The sequence below is a fragment of the Brevibacterium sp. CCUG 69071 genome (assembly GCF_021023135.1).
GTDB lineage: Bacteria > Actinomycetota > Actinomycetes > Actinomycetales > Brevibacteriaceae > Brevibacterium.
Genome location: NZ_PGFV01000002.1, coordinates 595,952 through 612,283 on the forward strand (window position 1 = coordinate 595,952; position 16,332 = coordinate 612,283).

18 protein-coding genes and 1 tRNA gene are annotated in these 16,332 nt (G+C 66.7%); 4 read left to right on the forward strand and 15 right to left on the reverse strand.

Going from position 1 to position 16,332, the window contains the following annotated elements; genetic code table 11:
• Nucleotides 1-47: 47 nt before the first annotated feature.
• From CV023_RS07895 to CV023_RS07905, 3 genes are all read right to left on the reverse strand, one after another.
• Complete coding sequence (locus CV023_RS07895) at nt 48-434, reverse strand: hypothetical protein (RefSeq protein WP_230744921.1); 387 nt, start codon at nt 432-434, stop codon at nt 48-50.
• Between the two features lie 105 nt (nt 435-539).
• Complete coding sequence (locus tag CV023_RS07900; RefSeq protein ID WP_230744922.1) at nt 540-1,016, reverse strand: HAAS signaling domain-containing protein; 477 nt, start codon at nt 1,014-1,016, stop codon at nt 540-542.
• Complete coding sequence (locus CV023_RS07905; RefSeq protein ID WP_230744923.1) at nt 1,013-1,360, reverse strand: PadR family transcriptional regulator; 348 nt, start codon at nt 1,358-1,360, stop codon at nt 1,013-1,015. Before CV023_RS07905 ends, CV023_RS07900 begins: the two co-directional genes overlap by 4 nt.
• 173 nt (nt 1,361-1,533) lie before the next feature.
• Between CV023_RS07905 and CV023_RS07910 the strand changes: the two genes are divergently transcribed.
• On the forward strand, nt 1,534-1,743 hold the full coding sequence (locus CV023_RS07910) for a hypothetical protein (RefSeq protein ID WP_230744924.1): 210 nt from the start codon (nt 1,534-1,536) through the stop codon (nt 1,741-1,743).
• Between the two features lie 346 nt (nt 1,744-2,089).
• Here CV023_RS07910 and CV023_RS07915 read toward each other — a convergent pair whose 3' ends face one another.
• The 3 genes from CV023_RS07915 to CV023_RS07925 form a co-directional block, all read right to left on the reverse strand.
• Nucleotides 2,090-2,269 carry a hypothetical protein gene (locus tag CV023_RS07915; protein WP_230744925.1) on the reverse strand — a complete coding sequence of 60 codons (180 nt, stop codon included), beginning with the start codon at nt 2,267-2,269 and terminating at the stop codon, nt 2,090-2,092.
• 360 nt (nt 2,270-2,629) lie between these two features.
• Nucleotides 2,630-3,997 (reverse strand): APC family permease, encoded by a 1,368-nt coding sequence (locus CV023_RS07920; RefSeq protein ID WP_230744926.1) that lies wholly within the window; start codon nt 3,995-3,997, stop codon nt 2,630-2,632.
• 14 nt (nt 3,998-4,011) lie between these two features.
• Nucleotides 4,012-5,658, reverse strand: coding sequence for an amidohydrolase (locus CV023_RS07925; protein WP_230744927.1), 1,647 nt, complete (start codon nt 5,656-5,658; stop codon nt 4,012-4,014).
• 110 nt (nt 5,659-5,768) lie between these two features.
• Between CV023_RS07925 and CV023_RS07930 the strand changes: the two genes are divergently transcribed.
• From CV023_RS07930 to CV023_RS07940, 3 genes are all read left to right on the forward strand, one after another.
• Nucleotides 5,769-6,443, forward strand: a complete 675-nt coding sequence (locus CV023_RS07930; RefSeq protein WP_230744928.1) for a TetR/AcrR family transcriptional regulator — start codon at nt 5,769-5,771, stop codon at nt 6,441-6,443.
• Nucleotides 6,436-7,071, forward strand: coding sequence for a maleylpyruvate isomerase family mycothiol-dependent enzyme (locus CV023_RS07935; protein ID WP_230744929.1), 636 nt, complete (start codon nt 6,436-6,438; stop codon nt 7,069-7,071). Before CV023_RS07930 ends, CV023_RS07935 begins: the two co-directional genes overlap by 8 nt.
• A gap of 600 nt (nt 7,072-7,671) precedes the next feature.
• A complete protein-coding gene (locus tag CV023_RS07940) occupies nt 7,672-7,830 on the forward strand; it encodes a hypothetical protein (protein WP_230744930.1) in 159 nt (52 codons plus the stop codon).
• A gap of 9 nt (nt 7,831-7,839) precedes the next feature.
• On the opposite strand, the gene CV023_RS07945 is transcribed toward CV023_RS07940, so the two are convergent.
• The 9 genes from CV023_RS07945 to CV023_RS07985 all read right to left on the reverse strand — a co-directional run bounded on the left by CV023_RS07945 (nt 7,840) and on the right by CV023_RS07985 (nt 16,198).
• Complete coding sequence (locus tag CV023_RS07945; protein ID WP_230744931.1) at nt 7,840-8,544, reverse strand: hypothetical protein; 705 nt, start codon at nt 8,542-8,544, stop codon at nt 7,840-7,842.
• A gap of 18 nt (nt 8,545-8,562) precedes the next feature.
• Entirely contained in the window at nt 8,563-9,021 is a 459-nt protein-coding gene (locus CV023_RS07950) for a GNAT family N-acetyltransferase (protein ID WP_230744932.1), read from the reverse strand.
• Nucleotides 9,022-9,131: 110 nt separating this feature from the next.
• Nucleotides 9,132-9,213: transfer RNA gene (locus CV023_RS07955), tRNA-Leu, on the reverse strand.
• A gap of 79 nt (nt 9,214-9,292) precedes the next feature.
• Nucleotides 9,293-9,766 carry a thioredoxin-dependent thiol peroxidase gene (gene bcp / locus CV023_RS07960; protein WP_230744933.1) on the reverse strand — a complete coding sequence of 158 codons (474 nt, stop codon included), beginning with the start codon at nt 9,764-9,766 and terminating at the stop codon, nt 9,293-9,295.
• Nucleotides 9,767-9,919: 153 nt separating this feature from the next.
• Entirely contained in the window at nt 9,920-11,653 is a 1,734-nt protein-coding gene (locus CV023_RS07965) for an acetyl/propionyl/methylcrotonyl-CoA carboxylase subunit alpha (protein WP_230744934.1), read from the reverse strand.
• 3 nt (nt 11,654-11,656) lie between these two features.
• A complete protein-coding gene (locus CV023_RS07970; RefSeq protein WP_230744935.1) occupies nt 11,657-13,294 on the reverse strand; it encodes an urea amidolyase family protein in 1,638 nt (545 codons plus the stop codon).
• Nucleotides 13,291-14,133, reverse strand: a complete 843-nt coding sequence (locus CV023_RS07975; protein ID WP_230744936.1) for a putative hydro-lyase — start codon at nt 14,131-14,133, stop codon at nt 13,291-13,293. Before CV023_RS07975 ends, CV023_RS07970 begins: the two co-directional genes overlap by 4 nt.
• Complete coding sequence (locus CV023_RS07980) at nt 14,130-14,915, reverse strand: LamB/YcsF family protein (RefSeq protein ID WP_230744937.1); 786 nt, start codon at nt 14,913-14,915, stop codon at nt 14,130-14,132. The genes CV023_RS07975 and CV023_RS07980 overlap by 4 nt, the downstream gene beginning before the upstream one ends.
• Nucleotides 14,916-14,917: 2 nt before the next feature.
• A complete protein-coding gene (locus CV023_RS07985; protein ID WP_230744938.1) occupies nt 14,918-16,198 on the reverse strand; it encodes an NRAMP family divalent metal transporter in 1,281 nt (426 codons plus the stop codon).
• Nucleotides 16,199-16,332 lie beyond the last annotated feature (134 nt).

Here is a 16,332-nt window from a genome sequence, read left to right on the forward strand (position 1 = left end):
GTGGTCCGGGTGCGGCGGTGGGACGCACCCGGTCCAGGGTACCGGCCTCAGGGGTGTCTGCGGTGGGCCCGCCACGTGCTGATCTGATCCCAGATGACGATGGCCCAGATCGCGATCACGGTGATGATCTGCTGCACCTCGGCGCCGGCGGGGTTTGTCAGGTCCGGGTGGAGGACCTGCTGCGTGAGCAGAGCGACGGTGAGGAAGATCGCCATCGCCACGTCGAGGACGCTGCCGGTGATGAGCAGTCCGGTTCCCGCCGCGGCGCGGACCAGCTTGATCACTTCGATCACGGCCAGGAGGGCGAGGAGACCCCAGTAGCCCAGCAGCCACCCGGTGCCGAGGTCCGGATTGACGAACGTCTCACCGCCGTTGAGGTGGCCGATGTAGACCAAGGAGGTCGGGATGAGGGGGATGAGTGCAAGCAGGACCATGAAGATCAGGTTGAGGACCGCCTCGGCGCGGGTCTGGGAGGCTGCGGCGTCCCTGCGGTGCAGATCGTCGACGGTCCACGGGGTCGCTCGTCCTCCGGGCAGCTTCTAGGTGGCACCGCCGTCCATGTTGCGCTCGCCGAGTCCGATGAGGATGGTGATCACGGCGAAGGCGGTGAGGAGGGCGGTGACTGTGTTGCCGATGGTCTGGCCCAGCAGCGCGCCGAGGTGGACCTCGGGAGTGGTGGCGATGTGGACGACGACGTTGGCGAGGATCGTCAGCACCGCCACCGCCGGCAGCACCCACCGCAGCGACCAGATGAAGATCGGATAGGACTTCGGTCCGATGAGGAACTGCGGAGCGTTGCTGTACTCCCGGGACAGCAGGGCCGGATCGCCGAGTTCTTCGAGGACTTCCCGTTCGACGGTTGCGGCTCGGTCGTCGCTGGAGGGGTCTGCCTCGCCGAGGCGGTCCTCGACCATGTCGGTGATCGTAGCCGTGATCTCGGCGGCGATGTCGTCGCGGGACTTCTCGGGCAGGTGGGCGATGACGTTGTCGACGTAGGTTTCGGTGAGTGCACTCATGGGGTGCCGTCCTTCCAGAGTTCCGTGATGCTCGTGTTCAGGTCCAACCACCTGGCATGGAGTGCGGCGGCGACTTCGGCGCCGCTGTCGGTGACCGTGTAGTACTTGCGGGGGCGTGCCTGCTCGGTATTCCATTCGGCCGTGAGCAGGCCCTGCTTCTCGAGCCTGCGCAGGAGGGGGTAGAGGGTGTTCGCCTCGGTGGCGATCCCCGCCTCGGTCAGCGTGGTCAGCAGCGAATACCCGTACTGCGGACGACGACAGGCGACGAGGCTGGCGAAGACGACGGTGCCTCGCCGCAGCTCCTGTTCGTGGGTCGCCAGTGCCTGCTCTTCGTCCTCGTTCATACGTCACACGATAGTGTGTGTCACACACTATTACAAGAGGCGGGGTATGGCTCGATTCGGAAGGTGCTCCGGCTTGGGTGAGTGCCCGCACGGCGATAGGTTGGTGCTGAACGTGTTCATGTGTGAAGCGCCGACGGCCGTGGTTGGCGGTTTCGGCTCAGAGTGAGGTCGATATGTCCAAGCCCTATGCCCGCGCCGGACTCGTGCTTGGTCTTGCTGTGTTTGCGGGAATCTTCATCCTGCTGCTTCCGGGCTTGTTCGAGCATGTTTCATCCGGCCGGGTCTGGGTCACTTGGGTGATATTCGGTATTGCTGTGGCGTTCGGGGCAGGTTTGATCCTGGCCCGTTTTCGGGGGCGGCGAGATTCTGGAACTCAGGTCTGATGGTCGAACAGGTCTGATGGTCGAACCTGCCGTCCGAAAGGGCGGTCCGAGCATCAGATTCTCAGCGGCCTTGTGTGACGTCTCGGTTGTGGTGCAGCGACTACGGTGATTCAACCGGGGTCCATGGTTCGCTCCAGTCCCATCAGGGCCTGCCGAGGGCCGGCCGCATTCTCCATGATTGGGTGGCCAATGGTCGCTTTACCAGTTGATGTCTACCTGAGGATGCCGACCGGTTCCTCTGAAGGCGACACTATCGAGTAGTTTGCTCGTCGTCCGGACCACTGGATTGTGGTTCGCGGGCATGGTGTTCACCTGACTTCCACAACTGATCGAGAACTTGGCGGAACTACTTGAAGAAACGAAGCAAACGACAGATAGCGACGAGCAACGAGGCAATGAGGAACCCGCCCGCGAGAATGAACAGGAAGAGAGCGGGGGCGATCCAGTGGGTTTCGACCTGGTCGAAAGTGGCGGTTGCACTACTCACCATTTGATGGCAAGCGGCTGCTGGGGGAAACGGATTCATCGTGACTCCATATGAGGCGACTTCGGTTCCCGGTGGAGGCGTTGCGCAGCCCCGCCCTCCTGCAATCCCATTCAGAATGTGAGTCTGTAGGTATCTAGCGACGTACGAACAGACGACGAACGCGAGTCCGACTCCAGCCAGAGGCCACGGGGAGAACAGTCGTTTCCATCTCGCCGCTTGTCGCCCCAATGCTTTGATCACTTCAGTGCTTTCGGTCGCTTGGCGGCATGCTCGCCCCAAGAGCTATGGGTCGGAGTGCGCCAATTCCGGTCATCTCCCAACAAGAGTACATAGAACCATTTGTTTATCGTCGGTGACGCTCCTCGGCCCCGTCTCCGGTGATCATCACCGCGGTCGTGCCTACTCCGCCAGGTCGAGTGAAGGAGTCGGGCGGCGGAAGCCGCGGGTGACGAACGCGAGATAGCCGGTGCCGAGGATCAGCCAGATCAGGCCGAGCAGCAATGTCCGCGGGGACAGACTCGTCCACAGCCACAGGGTGAGGCAGAAGCCGATGCCAGGCAGAACGACGAAGCTGAGGACGGCAGAGGTTCCACGCCGTCCTTTGTCGATGATGAAGTGTTTGATGACCGAGAGGTTGACCGCGGAGAACGCGATGAGCGCACCGAAGCTGACCATCTCCGAGATGAACCCGAGGTCGACGGCCAGCGCGAGGAGGGAGACCACGCCGACCGAGAGAGTGGCGAGCACCGGGGTGTGGAAGCGCGGTGAGAGGCGACCGAAGAAGCCCTTCGGGAGCACGCCGTCGCGACCCATGGCGAAGAGGATGCGCGAGACCGAGGCCTGGGAGGTCAGCGCGGAGCCGCAGGCGCCGGCGACATAGGCGGCGGTGAAGAAGATCGTGAGGAACTGCCCGCCCGCGGCGGCCATGACATCGAGGGCACCGGAATCGACGTCGGCGAAGTCGTTCGAGGGGTAGACGAGCTGGGCGAGGAAGGAGAGGAGAATGTAGATCAGCCCGCCGGTGATGGTGGCGATGACGATCGCCCGCGGCACGGAGGTCTTCGGGTCCTTCGCTTCTTCGGACAGGGTGGACACGGCATCGAAGCCGAGGAACGACAGGCACAGCACGGCGGCTCCGGCCATCACATTGCCGAAGCCATCGGCGGTTCCGTCGCCGGTGAACGGGGCGGCGAGGTCGACGGTGCCGGTCCCGGCCATCGCGGAGATCCCGAGGGCGGCGAAGGTGAGGATGAAGATCGCCTGGGCGGCGATGATGACGATGTTCGCCCGCGCCACGGACACGATGCCGATGATGTTGAGCACGGTGACGAGGATGATCGCGGTGAGGACGAAGACCCAGCTGGGAATCGCGGGGAATGCTGCGGAGAGGTAAATGCCGATGACGAGGTAGTTGATCATCGGCAGGAACAGGTAGTCCAGCAGCAGCGCCCACCCGGCGACGAAGCCGATCCCCGCACCGAAGCTCTTCTGCGTGTACGTGTACGCCGATCCCGCGAAGGGCATCTCGCCGGCCATCTTCGCGTAGGAGCGTGCGGTGAAGACCATCGCGAGCAGCGTGATGACATAGGCCAGCGGCACCCGCCCGCCCGTGATCTCGGTGACGATCCCGTAGGTCGTGAAGACCGTCAGCGGCACCATGTAGACGAGCCCGAAGAAGACCAGGGACGGCACGCCGAGGGCTCGTCGCAGCTGTCCCTGACCTGCGGAATCGGGGTCGGGGTCAGTGGTGGGGTGGGAACGGGGCATGATGGTCCTTCCGATCAGGCCGATGCAGACACGGCGACGCCGCCGAGGTAGGTGCTGAGAACAGGGGCCGCCGCGAGTTCGCGGGGACTGAGAGTGCGCGGATCGTGCGCGAAGACGACGAGGTCCGCGCTTGCTCCGACCGTGATCCGACCCCACGGCGCGGGGGAGGCGTCCGCGAAGCCCTGGTGGGCCACGGCCGTGGAATAGGCGTCGAGGGCGTCTGCGATGTCGAAGATCTCGGCAGGGATCCACCCGTCGGCGGGGTCGCCGTCCTCGGTCTGTCGGCTGATCGCGATCGCCAGGCCCTCGACCGGCGTGCCCGAGGTGCATGGCCAGTCCGAACCGAAGGCCAGTGTGCCTCCGTCAGCGAGGATGCTGTGCATCCGGTACTGCTGCGCGGCCCGATCCTCGCCGAGGCGGGGCACCGTGAGAACGGTCATGAGATCGTCGAGCTGTGCCCACAGGGGCTGCATATTCGCAATCACTCCGAGTTCCGCGAAACGGGAGAGGTCTGCGGCGTCGACGAGTTGGGCGTGAGCGATGACGGGGCGACGATCGCGCGGACCGTTGGCGACGATGGCCGACTCGATCGCATCAAGGGCCTGTCGCACCGCGGCGTCGCCGATCGCATGGATGTGGACCTGGAAGCCGGCGGCGTCGACCGCGCCCACCGCCTCGGCGAGGGTCTCGCCCTCCCAAACCCGCAGGCCGTGGTTGTGCAGGGATGAACAATAGGGTTCGAGCAGGGCACCGGTCTCGTTCTCGACGACGCCGTCGGCGAAGAACTTCACGGTGTGGGCGGTGAGCATCGGATCGGCCAGGGCCTGCACGCGCTCCCGGGCGGCGATCATCGCCGGCAGCTGCCGTGCGAAATGCCGTGGATCGGCATAGAGGGCGAGGTTGAAGCGGGTGGAGAGTCGTCCCTGCTGCGATGCCGTGACGTAGGTGTCGACGTCGGCCGGTTCGACCCAGGCGTCCTGGACCCAGGTGACCCCGCGTTGCAGGTAGTAGGCGCTCGCCCGTTCGAGGGAGCGCAGGCGCACCGATTCGTCCTGCGGCGGACGGACCGCATCGACGAGGTCGACGGCACCCCACTCCCGCAGTGTTCCGAGCGGGGAGCCGTCAGCGCGGCGGGGGATCTCGCCGAGTTCCGGTTCCGGAGTCTCGGCGGTGATGCCGGCGAGTTCGAGGGCTCGGGAGTTGCACCACACCGTGTGGTAGTCCCAGGCGCGCAACACGACGGGACGGTCGGCAACCGCTGCATCGAGCCAGCGGGCGTCGAAGAGCCCGCCTTCGACGAGGCTGCCGTCGTAGGAGGCGCCGGTGATCCACTCGACCTCTGGGTTGCCCTCGGCGAAGCGACGCACCTCGGCGACGATCTCCTCGACGCTCGCGCACGAGCGCACCTGCGGGCCTTCGGCCTCGAGGCCGCCGAAGATCGGGTGGGCATGTCCGTCGGCGAAGGACGGCATGAGGAACCCGCCGGAGAGATCCACGTGCTCGACGGAGGTCCGATCCGACTCGGCCATCTCGGCGAGAGCCGACTCGCAGTCCGCCTGTCCGACGGCCGCGATGACACCCTCGCGGACGAGGAGAGCTTCGCTCGGCTCCGCCTCGGCGCCGAGCCAGATGGTGCCGTTGTCGAAAAGGGTGGTGGGCACGTCTTGTCCTCCAGGGCTGAGGTCGGCGATGTGTACGAACAGTGTTCGTGTTGTGACCTACAGCACGATACACTCCAGGTGGGGTCTGCGGGAAGAGGTGATGAGATTTCATGAGGCTCAATCGTGAACGACTGGTGGCGGCCGCGTTCGACCTCGTCGATGAGGAGGGCGCCGAGGCGCTGTCGATGCGCATGCTCGCCGCCCGGGTCGATCGGCAGGTGTCGTCGCTGTACAACCATGTTGCCGGCAGAGGAGAGCTCATCGAGGCCATGCGTGCTCGGATCGTCGAGGGCATCGACATCGTTCCGTTCGCCGACGCCGACGCCGACGGGGGCACTGACGGGGGAGAGGCGAGCTCCTGGGATATCGCCCTCGAGCGGTGGGCGCGGTCTTACCTGCGTGCCTTCGCCGCGCATCCGAATCTCATCCGACTGCTCGCAACGACATCGATTCGGGATCGATCGACCTATGCGATGTACGACTCGATCGTCGCCGGTCTCGAGCGCGGAGGATGGCCGGAGGGCCAGGTGATCGCGGTGATCAGAACCGTCGAGGCGCATGTGCTCGGTTCCGCGCTCGACATCCTCGCCCCCGGTGACATGCTCGACCAGACCTCCGTCGACCCGCGCTTCAGCTATGTGCGCAGCGCACTCGACCCGCGCAATGCCACCGCTTACGGGGCGACCGCCGCCTTCGAACTCGGACTGACCGCGCTCATCGACGGTCTGCGGCTGCGGTTGGAGGCGGCTAATCCAAGCGATCGCACAGGTGGATCCGATGGGTGATGCCGAGCACTGGACGCTGATCCATACTGAGCGCGCGCGACTTGCGGAACTGCTCGACCGGCTCGATGCCGAACAGTGGCATGCACCGACGCTGTGTGCCGACTGGAGTGTCGAGGAGGTGGTGGCGCACCTGAGTGCTGCGGCGAACACCGGTCGCTGGGCGTGGATTCGCAGCATCCTCGCCGCCGGGTTCGATCCGGCCAAACACAATGCTCGCCTGCTCTCTCGCTACCGGGGCCGCAGTCCGTACGAGACACTCGCGACCTTCCGCGTATCGATCACCGCGACCATCGCCCCGACAAAGGACTATCCCGCCTTTCTCGGCGAGGTCATCGTCCACGGCCAGGACATCGCGCGACCACTCGGGCTGAAGCTGATGCCAAGTCGTGAGGCGTTGGTGGAGGTGGCGCGCTACTTCGCCAGCAAAGACTTCGCCGTCAACAGCAGAACTCTCATCAAAGGACTGACCCTTGAGGCTGACGATGCCGACTTCTCCGCAGGTGATGGGCCGCAGGTGACCAGCAGTGTCCTTGCCCTCGTCATGGCGATGGCCGGACGGCCGAGTTTCGCAGCCGACCTCACCGGTGCAGGCAGCGAGGAACTCCGGCGCCGCATTGCCGGAACTTGAAGGCTCTGGCGGCCCGGCCGCTGGCCGAGTCCCGGCAGCTGGCAGGGTCCTGTCCGCTGGCGTTCGCCGTCGGTGCAGATGAGGTGCGGGCAGAGCCGAGCCACTGACGATGATGCCGAGGATCGTCGCCACCGTCATGCCGATCGGCATCACCCTGCCGAATGTTCTGAGCAGGCCCCTCTCGAAGGTGAGCTGATCGTGAGGATGGAGCCTGCGGTGGACCGGATGGACGAGCGCAGCGGTCCCGAACTCTGCGCAGCCGACGATCAAGCACGGCCTGCGGGAGGGCCTGCTGCAGCCGGGCAGGCGGACGAGCGCAAACCAGGTGGTCTGCGACACCGATCACCTCGAGCGACTTCGCCTCATCCCAGCCTCGGCGACCGTCGCGGGACTTCCCCTGGCCAAGGTCCGCCTGGTCATCGATACTGTCGACCGAGGATCATCCGTCCTCGACGCGATGGCGGTGGTTCCGGACACGCTGGTGGGAGAGTCGGGCGAAGGCGAATTCCCCGGGGGAGGCGGTGGCACTCCTCGCCCGCATCGTCGCCGAGCGAGGTTGGGCCAGCGCGAAGAATTCTCCTGCCTACGCGATTGCCGTGCGTGCGGATCGGTGAGCTGGAGAAGGAACAGCTCGAGTTCATCCTCGCTCGCATCGATGAGTACGCCGAGGCGACGGATGCCGTGGCGCGCACCGATCTCGATGCCCTCGTCCTGCTGGCCCAGCAGCACCATGCGGGGGCCCTGGGTCCGGAAACGTGACCTGCGGGCTCAGAGCTTCGGTTCGCCCCAGACTCCCACGGCAAGGAACACCAGTCCGACCATCAGCGTCAGCCCGGTCGACCACGGGCGGGTATCGACCCCTGCGAGACGGGAGAAGAATCTCGTGATTCTCGTCGAGACGGACGGGAACCGTCTCCATGCCCATGCGAGGAGCACATAGGGCGCGAGCATCGCGAGGACGAACACAGCGTAGGAGAACACCCGGAGGGCATCATCCTCGCTGACCGCTCGCATCACCCGTGCCGCGAGGTACATCGTGGCGAATCCGCTGAAGCCGAGGAGGGTGTTCGTGGCACCGATGAGCGTCATCTCCCAGGCTCTGCCGCTGGGTCGACTGCGGGGCCGTCTCGGCGTGGGTGACCGTCGCAGACGCAGTCCCATGATGATCGCCGCGATGACGAAGACGGCACCGGCTGCGAGGTCGACGCTGCGGTGGACGAGGAGTCGCTCGACATCGCCTCTGAGCAACGCTTCGAAGGTCCGCGGATCAACGACCTGGAGAAGAAGCAGGATGAGGGTGGCACCGATGGTCAGGCCCAGCAGCATGAACGCAATCGCGCGATAGGCGCGGGTGACGCCGGTGAGCACACGCAGGGTCTCGGCGACGAGAGTGGGGCTGATCCCCATCACCACCCCGAGACCGGCGAGACTGGCTCCGGCGCCGAGGAATCGGAGGATTTCGCTTTCGATCATGGTCGAGGGGTCAGGCGATCACTCCGGTGGCGCATCGTAGGTGACCCAGTTCGTCTTCGTCGCCACCTGATCGTAGAGCACCTGCGCCTGCGCATTGTCTGCGGCGGTGATCCAGCGGACCACCGAGCGCCCTTCTTCCGCGGCGATCTCCTGGAGTCGGGCGATGAGCGCCCGGCCGGCCCCGCTTCCACGTGCCTCGGGATCGGTGAAGAGGTCGTCGAGCCAGATGCCGACACTGCCGGTCGAAGGACGTGAGAAGCGGCGGTAGTCGGCGATCGCTACGATGCGGCCATCCGCCTCGGCGACGAGGCCATTGCACTCATGTTCGCTGTCCGTGAGCCACCCCCACACCCGGGAGACGACGTCTTCGGATTCGGGAAGATGATAGAACTCGCGGTAACCACGGAAGAGCTCACGCCACCGGGCTTCGTCGGCAGGGACGACGGGACGGATGGTCAGCGGCAGATCGGATGCCATTGCGGTGGGGTCCTTCCTCGGGTCGAAGCACAGCGACGTGCAGGGCAACACTACGCGAATAGGCCCCCGACCGGGAAGATGCTTCCCGGCCAGAGGCCGATTTCGCTGTGTACGCGAGGGGGGACTTGAACCCCCACGTCCGCAGACACTGGAACCTAAATCCAGCGCGTCTACCAATTCCGCCACTCGCGCGCGACGCCCTCAAGATTAGCAGGGCGGGCACGTGATGCTGAAAACGCGGATGCCGCGTCTCCCGGTGCAAAGGAGGCTCTCAGGCTGCGTCGATGCCCAGTGCCTTGCAGACTCGTGCGACGTGTCCGGTGGCCTTGACGTTGTACTGAGCCAGTTCGACCGCACCCTCGGCGTCGACGACGACCGTCGAGCGGATGACGCCCTGGACGACCTTGCCGTAGCTCTTCTTCTCGCCGAAGGCGCCCCACTCTTCCATCATGGTCTTGTCCTCGTCGGAGAGCAGGTCGAAGTTGAGACCCTCCTTCTCCGCGAACTTCTTCAGCTTCTCCGGCTTGTCCGGGGAGATGCCGAGGACGACGAGACCGGCGGCCCCCAAGGCCGAAAGCGAATCGCGGAAGTCGCAGGCCTCGGTGGTGCAGCCGGGAGTCATCGCGGCGGGGTAGAAGTAGACGACGACGCGCTGGCCCTTGAACTCGCTGAGCGTGACGGACTTCCCGTCCTGGTTGACCAGGGTGAAGTCAGGGGCGGTGTCGCCGACCGAAAGGCGTGGCATGTGTTCTCCTCTTCTCGAGCTGATGTATCTCGTCACCGTCCACTTTAATGCGAGTGCCGGACACGATCTCATCGGTCCGAGGCACGGCCCCACTCGTCCCTGGCCACAGTCTCACCCGACCCTGGCCATAGTCATCCGACCCGGGCCACGGCCTCACCCGACCCGAGCCACGACCTCACCGACGGCGATGGCGTCGCCGACCTTCGCCACGTGCTTGAGTGTCCCCGAGGCGCTCGCCTGCACCCGGGTCTCCATCTTCATCGCCGAGAGCACGGCGATATCGTCACCCGCGGCCACCTCGGCGCCGTCATCGACGAGATAGTCGACGAGGCTGCCGGGAACAGGAGCCGTCACGGCACCGGCGTCGGCCGCCTCGCTGCCCGAACCGCTATCACCAGAGGCTGCGGACCCGCCCCCGACCGATCCGAGTGCGGCGATCAGCCGACCCGGCAGACCGATCGTGGTCAGCTTCCCGCTGATCTCGATGTTCATGCGCTCCAAGCTCGAATCTTCGACCGGAGCGGGCCGGTCCTGAGCTTCGAAGCGGGGTAGGAGCTCCGCCTCGATCCACTGGGTGTGGATGCCCAGGTCCTCGGCGGTGAAGGCGGGGTCGGTGAGGATCTCCAGCGAGCACGGCAGCACGGTGGCCGGGCCGTCGACCGTCAGCTCCCTCGCCGCGGTCACGGTCCGCGCGATCGCGGTCGGCCGATCCGGTCCGTAGACGATGAGTTTGGCGAAGAGCGAATCGAAGGCCGGCTGCACGGTGTCACCGGCCCGGACTCCGGCATCCCAGCGCACTCCCGGACCGCCGGGAACGGCCAGCGCGTCGATGCGTCCCGGGGTGGGCAGGAAGCCGCGGCCTGGATCTTCGGCGTTGATGCGCAGTTCGATGGCATGCCCGACCGGTTCGGGAGTGGCCGACAGGGACAGACCCTCACCGAAGGCGATGGCGAACTGTTCGCCGACGAGATCGACGCCCGAGGTCACCTCGGTCACGGGGTGTTCGACCTGCAGGCGGGTGTTGACCTCGAGGAACGTCATGGTTCCGTCGGCGGCGAGAAGGAACTCCACAGTCCCGGCTCCCCGGTAGTCCACCTCGGCGCAGATCGCCTCTGCCGACCGGTGGAGACGTTCGCGCTGCTCGACGCTCAGCCCCGGGGCGGGGGCCTCCTCGATGAGCTTCTGGTTCCGGCGCTGGGCGGAGCAGTCCCGATCGCCGACGGCCACGACTCTGCCCTGTCCGTCGCCGATGACCTGGACCTCGACGTGACGGGGGCGTTCGAGGTAGCGCTCGACGAAGCATTCGCCGCGGCCGAAGGCCTCCGTGGCCTCGCGGGTCGCCGATTCGAAGGCCCCGGCGATCTCGCCGAGCTCCCTCACGATCTTCATTCCGCGGCCGCCGCCGCCGTGGGCGGCCTTGATGATGATCGGCAGTCCGTGCTGCTCGGCGAAGTCCTCGACCTCGCTCGCGCTCTCGAGCGGGCGGTCGATTCCCGGCGCCAGCGGCGCCCCGACTTTCTGCGCCAGCTGACGGGCCGTGACCTTGTCGCCGAGGGCGGTGATCGTCTGGGCCGTGGGCCCGATCCAGATCATTCCGGCGCCCTCGACCGCGGCGGCGAAGTCCGCGTTCTCGGACAGGAACCCGTACCCGGGATGGACCGCCTCGGCGCCGGATTCCTTCGCCGCGGCGATGATGGCATCGATGTTGAGGTAGGTCTCCGCGGCGCTGGTACCCGGCAGTCCGTAGGCTTCGTCAGCGAGCTGGGCGTGCATGGCCTCGGCGTCCTGGTCGGCGTAGACGGCGATGGAGGTGTGCCCGTGGTGGGCGCAGGCGCGGATGACTCGGACGGCGATTTCGCCGCGGTTGGCGATGAGGATTCTCGACATGATTCAGCTTCCGTCGTTCGATGAGCGGGTGGTCTCTGATGGGGCGGCGGTGGGGCCGGTGGTGAATCGCAGCTTCACGCCGGGCGCCAGCTGCCCGGCGAGGTCGATGTCGTCGACGCTGGCGATGATCGGATAGCCGCCGGTCAGTGGGTGATCGGGCCCGAAGAGGACGGGCTGCCCATCGGGTGGGACCTGCAGTGCCCCGGTCACCGCGCCCTCGCTCGGCAGCTCCCCGGTGCGGGAGCGTTCGAGGGGAGTCTCGCCGGCCAGGCGCAGGCCCACTCGGTCGGATTCCTGAGTCACCGTCCACTCCTGCCCCAGCAGGGTCTCGATGCCAGCCGAGGTGAACCAGTCGTCCCGTGGCCCCAGGGTGATGCTCAGCGTCACGGTCTCCCCGGCCTGCGGCAGATCGCGTTCAGTGCTTCTCGGCGCTCCCGGATCGACGGGGTGGGGTGCCGTTTTCGGGTCGCCGAACGCAACGATGTCCCTGGACTCGAGGGCGGCCGGGCCGAGGTGGGCCAGCGTGTCGGCAGACCGACTGCCCAGGGCGGGAGCGGTGTCGATGCCGCCGCGGAAGGCGAGGTACCGGCGGATGCCCCGTTCGGGGGAGCCGAGTTCGAGTTCGTCGCCGTCCTCGAGGCCGAAGGGCTCGCCGAGGCGGGGGTGATGTGTGGTGCCGTCGACGGCGGTCACGGTGATCGGTCCCTGGGCGCCGGTGACCGCGGCGACTCCGGTTCCGGTGATGCGCAGGAGGGCTCCGCCGCCGAAGCTCTCGAGCCCGGCCGCGGTCTCGTCATTGCCGACGAGGCGGTGGGCGAGGCGCAGCGCCGAACGGTCCGCGGCACCAGCGCTCGAGACGCCCATACCGGCGAAACCGGGTCGTCCGAGATCCTCGACGAGCAGTTGCAGACCGGGCCGGAGGACCTCGAAGCGGTGGGCGGAGGCTGGGGTCTCCTCGCTAGCCGAGCCAGCCGACGGAGCGTCCGTCGCTGCGACGCTGCCGACACTCACCGTCTCACGTTCGGCCTCCTGGAAGGTCACGATCGTGCCGGGAACGAACAGGGCCGGGGGATCCCTGTCGAGATCCCACAAGGTGGCATCGGTGCTGCCGATGAGCTGCCAGCCGCCGGGGGAGGAACGGGGGTAGACCCCGGTGAACTCCCCGGCCAGAGCGACCGCGCCCACCGGCACGCGGGTCCGAGGTGAGGACCGGCGCGGGACGTCGAAGATCGGATCGTCGCCGGCCAGATAACCGAACCCGGGGGCGAAACCGGCGAACGCGACCTCCCAGCTGGCCTGCTGGTGCCGGGCGACCACCTCGGCGGGGGAGAGGGAGAGCAGTTCGGCCACCTCGGCGAGGTCCTCCCCGTCGTAGCGGACGTCGATGGTGACATGTCGGGCCTGACCGGAATCGGTCTCGGTCCGGTCGAGGCCTCTGATCTGCTCTTCGAGGGCCGCCGCGCTGGTATAGGCGGGGTCGAAGCGGATGAGCACGGTGCGGGCGGCGGGGATGAGTTCGTCGACGCCGGTCGGATCGGCGGCCTCGAGCGCGTGGTGCAGGCGCATGGTGGCGCCGAGGTCGGGGCATTCGACGAGGAGGTGGCGCCGGGAGGCGGTGTGGAAGACGAGGTCAGCGGTCATCGGCGAAAGGCCCCTTCTTCAGTGTCGGTGACGAACATCTTCCCCGGTGAGTGGGTGATGGCGAACGGGGGAGCGGACTCGGCGATCGCGACCTGCGGGGTGACGCCGCAGGCCCAGAAGACGGGGACGTCGCCGGGCTGGATAGAGGGGGCGTCCCCGAAGTCGGGGTGGTCGAGGTCGGTGATGCCGATCTGCTCAGGGTCGCCGATGTGGACGGGGGCACCGTGGACGGCGGGGAATCGATCGGTGATCCGCACCGCCTCGGCGACCTGGTGGGCGGGAATCGGGCGCATGGAGACGACCATGTCCCCGCGGACGCGACCGGCCGGGAAGCAGGCGGTGGTCGTCCGGTACATCGGCACGTTCCGACCGGCCTCCTGGTGGCGGATCGGGATGCCCGCCGCGGACAGGCCCGATTCGAAGGTGAAGCTGCAGCCGATGAGGAAGGACACGAGGTCGGGATGGTCGGTCCAGGCCTCGGCGGCGTCGGCGACCTCGTCGACGAGGACCCCGTTCTCCCAGATCCGGTAGCCGGGAATGTCGGTGCGGATGTCGCTGCCCGCGGCGAGTGCGGATTCGACCTGTCCGGGTTCGAGGACGTCGATGACCGGGCACGGCTTCGGATTGCGCTGCGCGAAGAGGAGGACGTCGAAGGCCCAGTCGGCGGGCACGGCGATGAGGTTCGCCTGGACGAGTCCGGGTGCCAGCCCCGAGGTGGGGCCATCGAATCCGGCGCGGACGCGGGCGCGCGCTTCGGCCCCGGCCCCTGCGTCGGCGCCGCCGAATCCGGCGCCGGTTCCGGCCCTAGCCCGCGCCTCGGCGTCGGTCGTCGCACTCATCGGCCCGACCCGGCGAAGGCGGCGATGCGTACACCCGAGGATTCGAGGAGCTTGCGGGCGGCGCGGGCCATGTCGATCGAGCCCTGGGAGTCGCCGTGGAAGCAGATCGACTGAGCGTCGACGTCGACGAGGCTGCCGTCGATCGCCTCGACCTGCCCGGTCTCGACGAGGCGCAGGACGCGGGCGGCGACCGCCTCGGCGTCGTGGAGAACCGCATTGGACTCGGAACGGGAGACCAGGGATCCGTCCGGATTGTAGGAGCGGTCGGCGAAAGCTTCGGCGGCGACCTGCAGTCCCGCCTCGGCGGCGACCCGGTTGGCCACGCTGCCGGCCAACCCGAGGAAGACGAGCGAATCGTCGACGGCCTTGACCGCGTCGACGACGACCTTGGCCTGGGCCTCATCACGAACGATCGCGTTGTAGAGGCCGCCGTGGGGTTTGACGTAGGCGACGGTTCCGCTGACCGCGGCCGTCAGCCCCAGCAGGGCGCCGATCTGGTATTCGACCTGAGCCTGCAGGGTGGCGGGAGGCACGTCGAGGGCGCGGCGACCGAAGCCTTCGTAGTCGTCGTATCCGGGGTGAGCGCCGATGACGACTCCGCCCTTCGTCGCCGCTGCCAGAGTGGTGCGGATGCCTTCGGGACTGCCCGCATGGAAGCCGCAGGAGACGTTGGCACTGGTCACGAGGCCGAGCATGGCTTCGTCGTCGCTGACGATGCGGTCGGGGACGTTCTCCCCGAGGTCGGAGTTGAGATCGATGCGTGCTGAGGTGGTGCGATTCATTGTCAGGCTCCTATTCCGATCATGGCGAAGATGGGTCCGATGGACTGGATCGCGGTGTAGAAGGTCACGAGGGTGGCGGCCGTGCCGATGACCAGCAGCCATTTCGGGTACGACGTTACCCGCAGCAGTCGTGGTCTGAACCAGCCGATGTACATGAAGATCGACAGGCCGATGGGCAGGATGAGGCCGTTGAAGCCGCCGACGAAGACGAGCAGGGTCGCCGGTGCCGTGCCGAGGATGACGTAGACGATGAGCGAGACGGCGATGAAGGCGACCGTGGCCAGCTGGAGCGGCCAGCCTCCGTTGAGGCGTTTGGAGAACGCGGAGAGGAAGGTCGCCGAGGTGTAGGCCGCGCCGATCACCGAGCTCAGCGCCGCGGCCCAGAAGATCGCGCCGAAGATGCGGATGCCGGCGTCGCCGAGGACGGCGGCGAAGGCCTGACCGGCGGGGTTGGCCACCTGGCTCTGCAGGTCGAGTGCGACACCGGAGGCGACGACGCCGAGGATGGCGAGGAAGAGCACGTAGCGCATGATGCCGGTGACGATGATGCCGGTCAGTGCCGAGCGCATGACTCCGGCGGCATGTTCGGGACCGCTGTGTCCGGAGTCGAGGTAGCGGTGGGCACCCGAGTAGGTGATGTAGCCGCCGACGGTTCCGCCGACGATCGTCGTGATCGTGGCGAAGTTGATGGTGTCGGGCAGGAAGGACTGCTTGATCGCCTCACCCACCGGAGGGGAGGAGACGATGGCGACGAAGACGGTGAGGATGATCATTCCCACGCCGAGGATCATGACGACTGTGTCGACGACCTTGCCCGCGCGTTTGAAGAGGAAGATCGCAATGGCGAGGATTCCGGTGACGATGCCGCCGAACTTCGGGTCGATGCCGAGCAGCGCATTGAGTCCGAGGCCGCCGCCGGCGATGTTGCCGATGTTGAAGGCGAGACCGCCTATGACGATGAGGACGGAGAGGAGGATGCCCGATCCCGGCACCGCGGAGGAGGCCAGCTGTGCGGCACGTTTGCCCGAGGAGGTGATCATGCGCCAGATGTTGAGCTGAATGGCGATGTCGATGAGGATCGAGATGAGGATGGCGAAGGCGAACGCCGCCCCCATCTGCGCGGTGAAGGTGGCGGTCTGGGTGATGAATCCCGGCCCGATCGCCGAAGTGGCCATGAGGAAGATGGCCCCGACGACGGCACTGCGACTGACCTTTCCGGCGGTCTTCTCTGCAAAGCCGGAGCTCGTCGAGGTCTCTCGCGACTCGTTGGGCGATTCTGACATGGCGTCTCCCACTGTGGATGATGTCGGGGGTGGTTATTTCGCTTCCGGCGGTCGGGGGCGACCGCTGTGTCTCAGCTCACCGCCGTGGCGAATTTGTAGTGAACAATCTAGCATCGATTGTTCTACAAAACTAG